This window comes from Gilvibacter sp. (assembly GCF_965601605.1).
In the GTDB taxonomy this organism is placed as follows: Bacteria; Bacteroidota; Bacteroidia; order Flavobacteriales; family Flavobacteriaceae; genus Gilvibacter.
This window is the reverse complement of the sequence record NZ_CBFCWJ010000025.1, coordinates 52,803-67,124: the sequence shown is the minus strand read 5'-3', so window position 1 is coordinate 67,124 and position 14,322 is coordinate 52,803. Positions and strand designations below refer to the sequence as shown.

11 protein-coding genes and 1 tRNA gene are annotated in these 14,322 nt (G+C 42.9%); 6 read left to right on the top strand and 6 right to left on the bottom strand.

The features are described 5' to 3' along the window. Window positions 1-118: 118 nt before the first annotated feature. The 4 genes from ACSLP7_RS06855 to ACSLP7_RS06840 form a co-directional block, all read right to left on the bottom strand. On the bottom strand, window positions 119-979 hold the full coding sequence (locus tag ACSLP7_RS06855) for a class I SAM-dependent methyltransferase (protein ID WP_435578609.1): 861 nt from the start codon (window positions 977-979) through the stop codon (window positions 119-121). Window positions 980-996: 17 nt separating this feature from the next. Beyond that, the gene (gene mnmG, locus ACSLP7_RS06850) at window positions 997-2,868 is read right to left on the bottom strand and encodes a tRNA uridine-5-carboxymethylaminomethyl(34) synthesis enzyme MnmG (protein WP_435578608.1); all 1,872 of its coding nucleotides are present in this window, start codon (window positions 2,866-2,868) and stop codon (window positions 997-999) included. Window positions 2,869-2,961: 93 nt separating this feature from the next. After that, window positions 2,962-3,384, bottom strand: coding sequence for an rRNA maturation RNase YbeY (gene ybeY / locus ACSLP7_RS06845; protein WP_435578607.1), 423 nt, complete (start codon window positions 3,382-3,384; stop codon window positions 2,962-2,964). Beyond that, window positions 3,377-6,739 carry a DUF4175 family protein gene (locus tag ACSLP7_RS06840; protein WP_435578606.1) on the bottom strand — a complete coding sequence of 1,121 codons (3,363 nt, stop codon included), beginning with the start codon at window positions 6,737-6,739 and terminating at the stop codon, window positions 3,377-3,379. Before ACSLP7_RS06840 ends, ybeY begins: the two co-directional genes overlap by 8 nt. A 131-nt stretch (window positions 6,740-6,870) precedes the next feature. Between ACSLP7_RS06840 and ACSLP7_RS06835 the strand changes: the two genes are divergently transcribed. Further along, window positions 6,871-7,929, top strand: coding sequence for an alkane 1-monooxygenase (locus tag ACSLP7_RS06835; protein ID WP_435578605.1), 1,059 nt, complete (start codon window positions 6,871-6,873; stop codon window positions 7,927-7,929). A gap of 74 nt (window positions 7,930-8,003) precedes the next feature. Beyond that, window positions 8,004-9,515: a glutamate--tRNA ligase gene (gene gltX, locus ACSLP7_RS06830; protein ID WP_435578604.1), complete on the top strand. Its 1,512-nt coding sequence runs from the start codon at window positions 8,004-8,006 to the stop codon at window positions 9,513-9,515. Here the strand turns inward: gltX and ACSLP7_RS06825 are convergent. Continuing rightward, window positions 9,512-10,162, bottom strand: a complete 651-nt coding sequence (locus tag ACSLP7_RS06825; RefSeq protein WP_435578603.1) for a hypothetical protein — start codon at window positions 10,160-10,162, stop codon at window positions 9,512-9,514. The two genes, gltX and ACSLP7_RS06825, sit on opposite strands and share 4 nt — an antisense overlap. A 76-nt stretch (window positions 10,163-10,238) precedes the next feature. Here ACSLP7_RS06825 and ACSLP7_RS06820 point away from each other — a divergent pair, with 76 nt between their 5' ends. Together ACSLP7_RS06820 and ACSLP7_RS06815 are read left to right on the top strand one after the other, a co-directional pair. Then, window positions 10,239-11,183, top strand: a complete 945-nt coding sequence (locus tag ACSLP7_RS06820) for an SPFH domain-containing protein (RefSeq protein WP_435578602.1) — start codon at window positions 10,239-10,241, stop codon at window positions 11,181-11,183. A 2-nt stretch (window positions 11,184-11,185) separates the two neighbouring features. Next, window positions 11,186-11,710: a hypothetical protein gene (locus ACSLP7_RS06815; protein WP_435578601.1), complete on the top strand. Its 525-nt coding sequence runs from the start codon at window positions 11,186-11,188 to the stop codon at window positions 11,708-11,710. A 31-nt stretch (window positions 11,711-11,741) separates the two neighbouring features. Here the strand turns inward: ACSLP7_RS06815 and ACSLP7_RS06810 are convergent, their stop codons facing one another. Further along, a complete protein-coding gene (locus ACSLP7_RS06810; protein WP_435578600.1) occupies window positions 11,742-13,757 on the bottom strand; it encodes a glutamine--tRNA ligase/YqeY domain fusion protein in 2,016 nt (671 codons plus the stop codon). 73 nt (window positions 13,758-13,830) lie between these two features. On the opposite strand from ACSLP7_RS06810, the gene folB reads away from it, so the two are divergent. Both folB and ACSLP7_RS06800 read left to right on the top strand, forming a co-directional pair. Next, complete coding sequence (folB, locus tag ACSLP7_RS06805; protein WP_435578599.1) at window positions 13,831-14,187, top strand: dihydroneopterin aldolase; 357 nt, start codon at window positions 13,831-13,833, stop codon at window positions 14,185-14,187. A gap of 56 nt (window positions 14,188-14,243) precedes the next feature. Beyond that, window positions 14,244-14,314: transfer RNA gene (locus ACSLP7_RS06800), tRNA-Cys, on the top strand. Window positions 14,315-14,322 lie beyond the last annotated feature (8 nt).

Below are 14,322 nucleotides of genomic sequence, written 5' to 3'. Positions count from 1 at the left end.
TAAACGTCATCTATTGAAACAGGCTTCAAATAAGGCGATTTAAGCGCGTTTTAAAAATCCCTAAGGCATTCTGTTGTTTTAGGCCGTAAAGAATTATACAGGCCGTTCTATGCAAGAATTAGCGCTTCCGAAGGACATAAATCAAGGAAGAATATGCTCCCGTGCCCCAAGCGCTCATATTGGAACGAAATCCATTGAAAAATGCACGGAACAAATTGGACTTTCCGTGTTTGTATTTTTCTGAAAGCAAACTGACATAGAAGGAATCAAAAACCATAGGTCTGACAGCTTCCAAAACAAAATCATCTTGAGTCAACTTCTCAATGCTAGATCTTGAAAAATGCCAGAGGTGTCTCGGCACATCCAAAGCTGCCCAATCTGCTCCGTAATGTTTGGCATCCCAGCTTTCAAAATTAGGAACAGCAATAATTAAAATCCCTTCATCCTTTAATTGAGTATGGATCCATTTTAAATACTCTTTGGGATCTGGTAAATGTTCTAGCACATGCCATAAGGTTACTGCAGACGGTCTTGGGATTAATCCGCCAGGACGCTCTGCCATTAAATCCAAATTTTTGCCGGCAGCTAACTCACGAGCTTGATCACTCGTTTCAATTCCTGAAACTTTCCAATTGCGTTTTTGGGCTTGCAACAAAAAGTCTCCTGTGCCCGCTCCGATATCTAAAAGTACCCGCTCTCCTACTACATGTGATTCGACCAAATTGATCTTGGAACGGAGCGCCCAAGATTTGACCCATTGATATAAGGTGGCGGTCAATCCTTTCTTAGAATCGGTATGAGAAATATATTCCTGGCTGTCGTAATATTTGGCAAGATCCTTTGGAATTGGATCGGTGTACATCATGTTGAGATCCGAATCGAAAAGCAGGTGAAATTCTTCCCCACTCAGAAAATTGTCTTTGACTTTTAAACGCGATTTAAGTTGAGATCTGTTGTTGTTCATTAGGAGATGTTCCACGTGGAACATTTAAAATATTATCGGCCCATATACACTAAAAGCACCGAGATATCATTGGGGGAAACTCCGCTGATTCGAGACGCCTGAGAAATGGTCGCAGGACGTATGCTAGAAAGTTTTTCTTTCGCCTCAAAGGAAAGTGATTTCAGTTTAGAGTAATCAAAATTCTCTGGAATTGAAATCCCTTCAAGTCTGTTCAGTTTGTCTGCGTTGTTCTTTTCTTTCTCAATATAGCCCGCATATTTTACCTGAATCTCCGTTTGCTCCAACACCTCCTCGGTGAGCTTATGGTCATGGATATAATCAAAGACCGCTGGGATCTTTTTCATGTCCTCCATGGTAATACCAGGACGGGAGAACATCCGAACCATTTTATCGCTCTGTTTTACTACTGCACTGTCCTTAGATTCTAGAATTGGATTGGCCAATTCCGGGCTCACACTAGTAGATTTAAAGAAGTGAATAAAGTTGTCTGAAGCCTCTTGTTTCTGCTCCATATTTTGCAAACGCTCTTTAGACGCTAAACCAATTTTATACGATCTTGGGGTTAATCTAAAGTCTGCATTGTCTTGTCTAAGCAGGGTGCGATACTCTGCTCGAGAAGTGAACATTCGATAAGGCTCTTCCGTTCCTTTGGTAATAAGATCATCAATCAAAACACCGATATAAGCCTCACTGCGTTTTAGAATGAAAGGATCTTTTTCATGCACTTTAAGGTGTGCATTTATTCCCGCCATTAGACCTTGAGAGCCTGCCTCTTCATATCCTGTAGTTCCGTTGATCTGACCCGCAAAGAACAATCCAGAAACCAGTTTTGTTTCTAAAGTGTGTTTCAATTGTGTCGGCGGAAAGTAATCATACTCTATAGCATAACCCGGTCTAAAAAACTTCACGTTCTCAAAACCAGCTACAGATCTAAGCGCTTTAAATTGGACCTCTTCTGGTAAGGATGTAGAGAAGCCGTTTACATAATATTCAACCGTATGCCATCCTTCTGGTTCCACAAAAAGTTGATGGCGATCCTTATCTGCAAAGCGATGAATTTTGTCTTCAATTGAAGGACAATATCTAGGGCCTATACTTTTTATTCTCCCATTAAACATGGGTGAGCGATCAAAGCCTTCTCGCAACAAATCATGCACCAAATTACTAGTGTACGTCATGTGGCAAGAGCGTTGCTCGGTCAAAGGTTTTATCTCTGGTAAATAGGAGAATTTTGCCGGGTTGATATCTCCAGGTTGTTCCGACATTTTTGAAAAATCCAGAGATCTTCCATCCACTCGGGGTGGTGTTCCGGTTTTCATTCTACCCGCATCGAAACCTAAATCAACGAGCTCTTTGGTAATACCAGTTGCCGCTCTTTCTCCTGCTCGACCTCCTCCAAATTGTTTCTCTCCAATATGGATTAACCCATTAAGAAAAGTTCCATTGGTGAGCACTACCGCCTTGGCGCGCACTTCAATTCCTAAGCTTGTTTTTACCCCAGCAATTCTATCACCTTCTATAATCAAGCCCGAGACCATTTCTTGATAGAAGTCCAGGTTGGGTGTTTGCTCCAAAAGCGCTCTCCACTCCGCAGCAAAAAGCATACGATCACTCTGCACTCTCGGACTCCACATAGCAGGCCCTTTTGATTTGTTGAGCATCTTAAACTGTATGGCCGTCTTGTCACTCACTATTCCACTGTAGCCTCCAAGGGCATCAATCTCTCGAACAATCTGGCCCTTTGCAATTCCACCCATAGCGGGATTACAACTCATTTGGGCAATGTTCTGCAGATTCATTGTGATCAACAGTGTCTTTGAACCCATATTGGCAGCAGCGGCAGCAGCCTCTGATCCGGCGTGCCCAGCTCCAACTACAATAACATCATAAGATTCAGCAAACATAAGCTCTTATTGTTCCACGTGGAACATTAAAATTCAACCCTGCAAAGATAGTACTAAATAATATATGAAAAAAGTGGCCAAATCAGCCTTATTTTACTGATTTTCAAACAGTTGAATCGCTTTTTCTTCTGCTTCACGCATCAAAACCTGATCCGCATCGTCTTTATCCTTGAAACCCATGCAATGTAAGACGCCGTGAGCCATAACTCGTGCCAACTCCTGATCATAAGTCACTTTAAAGTCAGCCGCATTATCCGCTACTCGCTCTAGTGATATCAAAATATCTGCCGATACGGTCTTTCCAAAAGTATAATCGAAGGTGATAATATCAGTAAGCGTATCGTGATCTAAGTATTGCTTATTGACCTTCAACAAGTGATCGTCATCACAAAACAAATAAGAAATATCTCCTGCATTGAAACCGTGATTGGCACATAAATCACTAAGCCATTTCTGAACGCGTTCCCACTCCAAAATGGAACGGTCTGTCCTGTTTTCAAAGTTGATGTTATCCATCCTGTCCTTTAAAATAATCTTGTACGCGTTTCTTATAATCCTGTTTCATCGGTAAGGCTTGACGATTCAAAATCTCTGTCGTGTTGAAATATTTCTTAACCTCCAAACTCGATGGCAAAAGCGGATTGGTATAATCTTTTTGATTGGTTGTAGCTTCTCTTCTTTGTTCCTTCCCTTGTTCAAAAGTAGCTTCATCCAACTTGAGCATTTCATACTTCAGCTCCGTCATTTTTTGCAAAGTTCGCTCATTAAAACCTTTCTCCAAAAGCTCCTCTTCTATCTCCTCCATCTTTTTGAGAATATCACCTCCTGCTCCTTTTAGACCTTCTTCTCCCATCTTGTCTTCAAGCTGCTTCCTCAACATTTGCTGTTCTTGATAGATGCGGAACAACTCTCCGTTCATATCTTCATCTGAACCGCCGTTACTTTCTCGATTGCCGTTACTGTTTCCTTGGCCCTCGCCTTCGCCTTCTCCTTCACCCTCACCTTGGCCCTGACCTTCACCTTCACCTTCTCCTTCGCCTTGACCCTGACCTTGGCCTTCTCCTTGCTGGCCTTGTTTTGTACCCTTCTTCATTTGTTCATTCAAACTCTCTTGACTTTGAATTATGTCTGGTAATTGGAATCCACGGCCTTGACTACCACTACCAGCACCAGCGCCCATCATCATTTGATTCTGCATACTGCTCAAAACACCACTCAACAGAACAGCGAGATCGTTCGCGCCCGTCACTGTGTATTGTTGGCTGCTTACACCCATCATTACTCGGTTTTCAGCCAAGCGCTCTAAGGACTTCTCTATATTGAATGATACATCTGTTATGAGCTCATTGATACTATTGCCTATCATAGGCTGACGCAGTGCTAAGGCAAAAATGGAATCGTCAATATGCTCAAAGTGCTGTTTGAGATTATTTTGAGCTTTTAGTTTTGTGGAGAAGACTGCACTGTTGTAATCAATGCGCTTAAAGTCTTCCATCAAGGCTTCTTGTTCAAAGGAGAATACTACAAGATTGTCTAAGATCTGACGCAGCATATCAATGTCTTCTTCCATGCCCTCCATGGAGGCTCCAGCCATTGCTTGTTGCATTTGCTGACCCATTTCCTGCATCTTTTCACCTGCCTTTTGTTGCTTAGGACTGGCCTGTTGTTGATCGTTATTTTTTAGATCATCTGTAGCGTCTTGTTGATCTTCTGTGACTTGATTCTCTCCGGTTTTGTCCTGAGGAATGGACATAGGCTCCTTTAGGTCTTCATTATCTTTTCTGAGTTCGTCCAACTCTTTCTTAAGCTCTTCAAAAGCTTCATTGAGTTCTTCTTGAGCTTCTGTAGTATTTTCATTTGCTGGAGCATTGCTCAACTCCTCCTGCTTCTTTCCAAGCTCTTGAAGATCATTAGCAATTTTCTGCGCTTTTTGCGATACATAATAGCGCTTAGTCAGTTCCAAAAGTTGCTCTAAATTCTTCTCCTGATTCTTATTATTCTTGGCGAGTCGATCCAACTTTTGAGACAACTCTTCCTTGTTGATCTTATCCTGAACTTCTTGAAGCTCCTTGAGTAGCTCTTCATTCTCTTTGAGGAGCTCCTCATTCTCCTTCAAACGCTCTTGTAATTGCTCCTTAAACGGATCCTCCTCATCTTGTTGGAATTTGTCCAAATTGTTCTCCAACTGCTTGGAAAACTTCTTCATTAAGGCATCTTGTTGCTCTTGTCGTTTAAAGTAATTCTCGAGCTTCTTCTTATCATTCCAATTCAGATTGGCCTTTTCTTTCTGAGTCTTTGAAAGCTCTTTAAGCAAGGCTTCTCGCTCTTTCATCTCTTGGAGCGTCTCGTCCAAATTGTCAATGGTCTCTTCTTGCTGTTCGAGTTGTTTGTCCTCGGTTTCTGAATCGGTCAACTCTCTGTAGGAGTAAATTCCACTTTTACTGCTCTTTCCTCCGCGCAAACCATCGTTGTCAAAGACCTCAAAATAATATTCATAGGCCACGCCCTTTTCAAGGTTCAATTGACCTGGAAAAGTAGCGACAAATTGATCAAAAGTGCCTCCGTTGATGGGTAGATCCTCCCGAACAGCCTTGGCTTCTTCTCCGCTTGGATAGTAAACCAGATCTAATTTACGCAAGCCGTAATCATCAGAAATTCGACCTAAGAAATAGGTGATCTGATCATCTATACTGTCCCGCTGACTGTTGAGTTGAATGTTGGGATATTCGTCCTTAACCACATTAATGGCAAAGTTCAAATTCTCATATTCCTTTAAGTTCTCATTGGAAGTTGTAATGGCATAATCCAGGTCATTGAAAAGCCTCAGATCCTTTACAAATGCACCGGCGTCATCGGAAAAACTGTAGACGCTGTCTTTTGTTTTTAGCAACGCTTGTTGTGTTTGAACAGTCTGTAACTTCCAAGTAATCTGCGTGCCCTCAGGAACAGTCGCATTCCCCGAATTGGTCAAAACCTCATCGGTCTTTCCTGTATACCCCGGATAATCCAACTGCATTTCCATAGCTACCAAACTCGGCACTTCAATCACATTTAAGGTATACGGAATAGAGGTTACACCATTGGCTGTAAGGCGAAAATCCAGGTTTGTATTCGGTCGTTTAAAGTCATATTGAAACAAACCGGGTCCAACAGGTTTCATTAAAAACCGTTGGCCTTCATAAGTCAAATAGGCCGATTCTGGAATGATATCTCCGGAAGTCGCTACGCGCAGCGTAAACGATTGGTGTTGGATAGCATCTAAAGACTCGTTCTCTAAAAAGAAGGCAAAAGGAGCAGGTGGTTCATAGGCCGTGTCGTAATTCACAACCCTTTTGTAAGAGTCTGTGAACAGCTCTTTCCCACCCAAAATGCTAATAACCACAAAGAGCAAAACAGGAATGGCCACATACTTTAGATACGGTAAGTTCCCTGCATAATTTATGGCGCGTTTAAAAGGGATGGGTTCCAGTTCCGCGGCTTTCTGGTCAATGCTTGCGGCGAGTAACTCAGATTCTCTCTGATTCTGATTCAGCTGAATGACATTGAGCAGCTTATCACTGACCTCGGGAAAGTGGTTTCCAATTAGCCGCGAGGCCTCTTCATGGGTAATTCCCTTTTGCAATTGAAACAATTTGGTCAGCGGCAAGGCAATGAATCGAACAAAGAGCAGTACCTCAACAGCAACAAAAGTCCAGAATAAAATAGCGCGACCAGTAGAATCCAACCACAAGAAATGCTCCACCAAAAGCGTGATCAATAAATAGAGTAAACCTGTTGCCAAAAACAACAAACTACCCTTGATCAAGGCATTGGTGTAGTATTTTTTAATAAATTGTTCCAGCTTTTGCTGGATGATTCCAAAAGTGCTCATATAGGGCCTTTACGCGCTTGTAAACTTCTAAATTACAACTTTATTTCCCAGTTCTGTCTGATTTAACAGTCGTTTAAGGAAGCAGCAAAGACCGTACCCATTCCGCAGAAAGCCATACAAACCCTCAACTTATGTTACAAGATCTTAAATACCTCTCCGCATTTTCAATACCCGCAGTTGCTATTTTCTCCTTTTGGATGGGAGAAAGTTGGGCATATTTCACGCCAATTTTTGCCTTTGTGCTGATTCCAATTATGGAGCTGCTATTGCCTGTAAATACAGAGAACCTTGACAATGAAGAGCTAGATTCCAAGCTCAAAAATCGATTCTTCGATGTATTGCTTTATTTGAATCTTCCCATCGTTTACGGAATCATTGGATATTTCCTTTGGAGCCTGTCTTGGGCAAACTACAGCACTGCTGCTATTGTGGGTTATACCTTCTCTGTTGGGATCGTTTTGGGTGCCAACGGTATCAATGTGGCTCATGAGTTGGGACACAGAAAAACAGCTTGGGAACGAACTTTAAGCAAAATACTCCTCTTGCCTGCGCAGTATATGCACTTTTATATCGAACACAATTTTGGTCATCATTTACATGCTGCTACAGAGAAGGACCCAGCTTCTGCGGCGTATAACCAAACGGTGTACTCTTTTTGGTTTACCTCAACGACCAGGCAATACAGCAATGCTTGGCAAATTCAAAGACGCCTGCTTAAGGCAGACAACTTGAGCTTCTTTAGCCTCAAAAATGATATGTTCTGGTATTTGGTTTTGCAGCTGGCTTATTTTGGTTTGTGCTTTATGTTTTTTGGACCGATGGGACTCTTGCTTGCCGCTGCCATAGCGCTTGTTGGCATACTGCTTTTGGAAAGCATCAACTATATTGAGCACTACGGTTTGCGTCGCGCCAAGACCAAAAGCGGTCGTTATGAGCGTGTATCTGAGATTCATTCCTGGAATTCTAACCACGTCTTGGGCCGAGTGATCCTTTATGAACTCACCCGTCACAGCGATCACCACTATAAAGCGAGTAAAAAATATCAGGTTTTGGAGTATCACGAAGTAAGTCCTCAACTACCCTACGGCTACCCTACTTCCATGGTTTTGGCTATGGTACCTCCGCTTTGGTTTGCCATTATGAATAAGCGCGTGCCTAAGGAAATGGTGGCGCTGCAAGCTGCTGCTTAAACCACTATTTTTAGTTCCCAGACCTTTAGAGTTTCTCTCAATTAAGCTTAAATTTGCCACTTAAATTGAGAGTTATGAGTCGTTCCGTACGCGTACGTTTTGCACCAAGCCCAACTGGGCCACTTCATATTGGAGGGGTTCGCACAGCACTATTCAACTACCTTTTTGCCAAAAAACAAGGCGGTACTTTTGTGCTTCGAATAGAAGATACAGACCAAACCCGCTATGTTCCTGGGGCCGAAGATTACATCATAGAAGCTTTAAACTGGCTCAACATTCCTTTTGATGAAGGGCCAGGAAAAGACGGTGGTTTTGGACCATACAGACAGAGCGAACGCAAAGCCAGCTACAAACAGTACGCAGATCAATTGATCCAGGCAGGACACGCGTATTACGCTTTTGATACTCCAGAGGCACTAAGCGAACTTCGTTCAAAAGCTGAAGCTAATAAAGAAACCTTTTCATACGGCTGGGCCAATCGAGATGGATTGGACAATAGCTTAAATATGTCTGATGAAGATTTAAAAGCACGATTAGATTCAGGAATACCTTATGTGATCCGCTTTAAAACCCCTGCTGACGAAACCCTCACTTTGCAAGACATCATCCGCGGAGAAGTAAAAGTGCACACCTCTACCCTTGACGACAAAGTGCTCTTTAAAAGTGACGGTATGCCAACCTATCACCTAGCGAATATTGTTGACGACCATCTGATGGAGATCACCCATGTGATTCGCGGAGAAGAGTGGTTGCCTTCCTTGGCGCTGCACTATTTGTTGTACCGATCTATGGGTTGGGACGCGCCGGAATTTGCACACTTACCGCTCATCATGAAGCCAGTTGGCAAAGGAAAACTCTCCAAGCGCGATGGCGATAAAATGGGCTTCCCGGTATTCCCGCTGCAATGGAATCCAGAAGAAGGAGACTCTTCTGCCGGATATCGCGAAGACGGATATTTGCCTGAGGCTGTAGTGAACATGTTGGCTTTCTTAGGATGGAATCCTGGAACGGAACAAGAGATCTTTTCTCTTGAAGAATTAGTAGAAGCTTTTGATCTCTCGAGAGTGAATAAGGCAGGAGCTAAATTCGATCCGGAGAAAACAAAATGGTTTCAAACGCATTATATCCAACAAAGAAGTGATGCTGAGCTCGCAGCCGAATTTGGACATCTTTTGGCAGCCAAAAACATCAGCAGCCGTTTGAATATGCCAGCCATAGTAGGCGCATTAAAAGAACGCATCACCTTTACTGAAGATCTGTGGGACTTAGGGCACTACTTTTTTGTGGCTCCGGATTCTTATGATGCTAAAGCCGCCAAAAAAGCCTTTAAAGAAGACTCTCCTGAGCTGATGAACAAAGTTGTAGAGCTACTTAACGGGGTTGATGATTTTACTGCTGAGAATGCTTCAAAAGCAATTAAAACATGGATTCAAAGCCTGGAATTGGGCTTTGGGAAAGTCATGATGCCACTGCGATTAAGCCTGGTTGGATCCCTACAAGGACCCGATGTTTTTGATATTATGGAAATCCTTGGAAAGGTAGAGTCTGTGCGTCGCATTGAAAATGCGATTGCGCATATGTCTTAGAAATAGATAATTCCTCTCAAGGCTACAAGGTTGTTGTTTCCTTTTAGATCGTCCAATTCTGGGTTGGTGCCGTTTAACGCATTTAGTGTGTTGGTGAGTCCGCGCATATAAAGCAAACTGATTCTAAAAGGTTCAATCCCAAAGGTCAATCCGCCCACCAATCGAAAGTCTATAGTCGATAAGTTTCTAAGATCCTCCACGCGCGTTAGGGTATAACCCGCCACCAAATTGTTTTCTTGACTGTCTTCACCCGGTTTGAATTTTCCTTGTACAGCAATAGCCGGACCGGCCTCAACACTTAAGTGATGTCTAAAAATATTGTAACTGGCCAAAAACTGGAGTTGTACCGACTGCTGACTCATGCTCACAAGTTCGTCTCCATTAATACCAACGGTTTGCAAATCAACTTGTTGGTTGTAAAAAGTAACCGCGTAGATGAAATCCATAGTACGGCTGTAAGAGCCGCGAGTTTCAAGGCCTAAAGTGAAACCGTTAGAGCTGCTCAATGGTAGATCGTCGGTGTCTATATCAGAGAACAAGTAACCTCCAGAAACACCAATTTTATTGTAGTTTCTGTCATAGCCTTGTGCCGATGCTGAAAAATTTAATAGTAGGATTGTAACAAATAGGGGGAATATGTGCCTCATAGTATAGCTGAAAGCTGCAAATGTATTGCATTTTTCTTATCTTCTCTTAGTCATTTAATAACTTAAAAATCAACCCATGGAGTATATTCTTATTGGTCCAGCACTCTTGTTCAGTTTATTGATCCTAGTGTCTGCTTTTTTTATTGTGAAACAACAAACTGCTGCTGTTGTGGAGCGCTTTGGTCGTTTTACGGGTATTAGAAACTCTGGAATACAACTTAAGATTCCATTAGTGGATCGAATTGCGGGCAGAATCAACCTGAAAATTCAACAGTTGGATGTCATTGTAGAGACCAAAACCAAAGACGACGTATTTGTGCGTCTAAAAATCTCTGTTCAGTACCAAGTGATCAAAGACAAGGTTTATGAAGCCTTCTATAAACTAGACAATCCACACGATCAGATTACCAGTTTTGTATTTGACGTAGTACGTGCTGAGGTGCCAAAAATGAAACTCGATTACGTTTTTGAGCGTAAAGACGATATTGCGATCGCAGTTAAACGCGAGCTTAACGAAGCGATGGTAAATTATGGGTACGACATCATCAAAACCCTAGTGACCGATATTGATCCAGACGTACAGGTAAAAGCTGCCATGAACCGAATCAACGCTGCAGAGCGTGAAAAAGTAGCTGCGGAATACGAAGCAGAAGCGGACCGTATCAAGATTGTGGCTAAAGCGCGTGCAGAAGCAGAAAGCAAGCGTTTACAGGGTCAAGGTATTGCAGACCAGCGTCGTGAGATTGCACGTGGTTTGGAAGAGTCTGTAGATGTTTTAAACAATGTGGGGATCAACTCTCAGGAAGCCTCTGCACTTATTGTAGTGACTCAGCATTACGACACCCTACAATCCATTGGTGAAGAAACCAATACCAACTTGATCCTTTTGCCTAACTCTCCGCAAGCGGGAAGCGATATGCTCAACAATATGATCGCCTCTTTCACTGCGAGTAACCAAATCGGTGAAGAGATGAAGAAGCAAAACGCCGCACGTGGTTTAGGGAAAAACAAATCTGAATAAATATGATTCGTTCTGTCCTAGTAATTCTGTTAGTGAGTTTTGGTTTAACTGCCACAGCTCAGACAGAAGATGAACTCAAGGCCTTGGCTCTAGCACAAGCTAAAATTGCCTGTGAAGCTACAGAGAATTCTGATTATGAGACCCTTTTTGATTACACCATGCCGGAAGTTTTAGAGCTGATGGGCGGACGTGAAAGCGCCTTAGGTATGATGGCAGAAACCATGAAAAGCATGGAAAGTCAAGGGGTTAGCATTACCAGTAGCGAGGTTATTGAAATGACAGGTTTTGCCTATGAACAAGACCAGTATCGCTGCGTGATCAAAAACAAGGTAGTGGTAAAAATGAGTCCGGAGCAATCCACACAATCCATTTCTCATATGTTTGGAGTTTACAATGCAGACCTCAACCAATGGTATTTCATTGAAGGAGCTCAGGTAAACAATCAAGCGTTGATTGGAATGATCCTGCCCGATCTCAAAACATCGTTGAACATCCCTCCGGATGAACGCACCATGATAGATAACTAAAAAAGAAAAGCCCCGAATTACGGGGCTTTTTTTATGACAAGTCTTGTGCTTCTTGGACCAGCAGGTCGTTGCGGTCTTCTAAAGCCTTGCTAATAAATTCTGTTGCTTCAGGCGTTTTCTCCTGTCCATTTTTAAGCAGTACACCCAAAACTAACATTGCCGCAATACGCGTTCCAGCCTTCTTTGCAGCTGTAGCGAACAAAGGTTCTAGTTCTTCATAGCTCACTTTATCTGCCAACTCAATTATACGGCCTCTGGTGGCGTTTCGCTTCTCCTCTGGTAGATTGGTATACTTTTTACCAAGTTGTTTAATTACGTCTATTGCAGCGCGCTCTGGAGCCTGTTGTTTAGGTTTGTTTTGCTGCGGAGCTTGGGGTTTTTGTTTTGCCCAAGTGTCACGCAAGCCTACAGTTTTGTTAAAGATCAAGTTGCCAGGTGTGCTGTCTGGATCCACATTGAAATAACCCAAACGCTGAAACTGGAAGTGTTCCAAAACTTTGGCATCTGCCAGAGAAGGCTCTAACATCGCCTTACGGATCTTTAGAGAATCTGGATTGACAAATTCCATAAAGCTCTTGTCTTTGTGGGTGTCTGGAGACTCGTCCAAGAACAAACGATCGTATTCACGCACTTCTGCTTCTATGGCATGGCCTGCAGAAACCCAATGCAAGGTTCCCTTTACTTTGCGCAAACTCGCCTCGGTTCCGCTACCGCTCAAACTGTCTGGATCATAACTACAATTGATCTGCGTGATATTACCCTCAGCGTCTTTCTCTACAGATTCTGCCTTGATGATATAAGCGCTCTTTAAACGGACTTCTCCGCCTAAGGTCAGCCTAAAGAATTTGCGTCCAGCCTCTTCTTTAAAATCTTCTTGTTCAATATAAAGCGTGCCTGAAAAAGGAATTTCTCTGTTACCCGCATTCGGATCTTCAGGGTTGTTCTCAGTTTCTAGCCACTCTTCTTTTCCTTCCGGATAATTGGTAATTACCAACTTCACAGGATTCAAAACAGCCATCACACGGTTAGCCACTTTGTTCAAGTCCTCACGAACACAGTATTCTAAGTGAGATACATCAACCAAGTTCTCGCGCTTGGCAATCCCCACACTGTCTGCAAAATTCTTTATGGAATCCGGAGTATAACCTCTACGACGCATTCCAGAAACCGTTGGCATACGTGGATCATCCCAACCCGAGACTACACCTTCTGCCACCAATTGGGCCAGTTTACGCTTGCTAACTACGGTATGAGATATGTTTCTACGCGCAAATTCACGCTGTTTTGGTCGCAGTTTTGCCGGGTCGTGGATCTGATCTAAAAACCAATCATACAATTCTCGGTGTGGTAGGAATTCTAGTGTACACAAAGAGTGCGAAATTTGCTCTACGTAGTCACTCTCTCCATGCGCCCAATCATACATTGGGAAGATACTCCAATCGGTGCCTGTTCTGTGGTGGTGCTTGTGTAAAACGCGATACATCACGGGGTCACGCATAAGCATATTTGGAGAACTCATGTCTATTTTGGCACGCACTACGTGCTGTCCTTCTGGCATCTCTCCTGCTTTCATCTTAGCAAAGAGTTCCAAATTCTCTTCTACAGAACGATCACGGTAAGGACTAGCCACACCAGGTTCGTTAGGGGTTCCTTTCTGTTCTGCAATGGCTTCTGAACTTTGAGAATCTACATAGGCCTTGCCTGCTTTGATCAGTTCTACCGTCCAATCATAAAGTTCTTGGAAGTAATCAGAGGCATAGCACTCGGTATCCCAAGTATATCCCAACCACTCAATATCACGCTTAATGGCGTCTACAAACTCTTGCTCTTCCTTAGCGGGATTGGTGTCGTCAAAGCGCAAGTTTACTGGCGCATTATAACGCTCGCCCAAACCAAAATTTAAACAAATGGCAGAAGCGTGCCCCAAGTGCAAATAACCGTTGGGTTCTGGTGGGAATCTAAAACGAAGTTGCTCATTGGAATACGATTTTGAAAGATCGTCTTCAATGATTCGCTCTATGAAATTCAAGGATTTATCGTCGCTCACAGCCTTTGTTATTAATGACTGACAAAGATACCAAAACCCAAGAATAATCTATCTTTGCCTAAAAGAATTTTAAGTGGGAATCATTCGCTTACACAACGTTAGAGTATACGCCTCACACGGCTGTTTGAAAGAAGAAACCATAATTGGTTCTGATTATTTGGTGCAATTGGAAGTGGAAGCCGATCTGCAAAAGGCTGCCGCAACCGATGATCTCAACGATACTGTAGATTATGTACACCTTAACGCAATCATCAAAGAGGAGATGGCTGTACCGAGTAAACTCCTTGAAGTTGTTGCTAAAAAGATCAACACCCGCATCTTAAAAGAACTTCCTATGGTGAGCAAAACCAAAGTTTGCGTGGCTAAGATTAATCCACCAATTGGTGGTGATGTGGCCTCTGTTGAAGTTTGTTTGGAAGACCAACGCTAAAATCACGGGAAACTTCCCGATTTACAACGAATTTTTTTACATTTGCCCTCCACAATGGCATCGTGGCCGAGTGGCTAGGCACAGCTCTGCAAAAGCTTGTACAGCGGTTCGAATCCGCTCGATGCCTCAACAAAA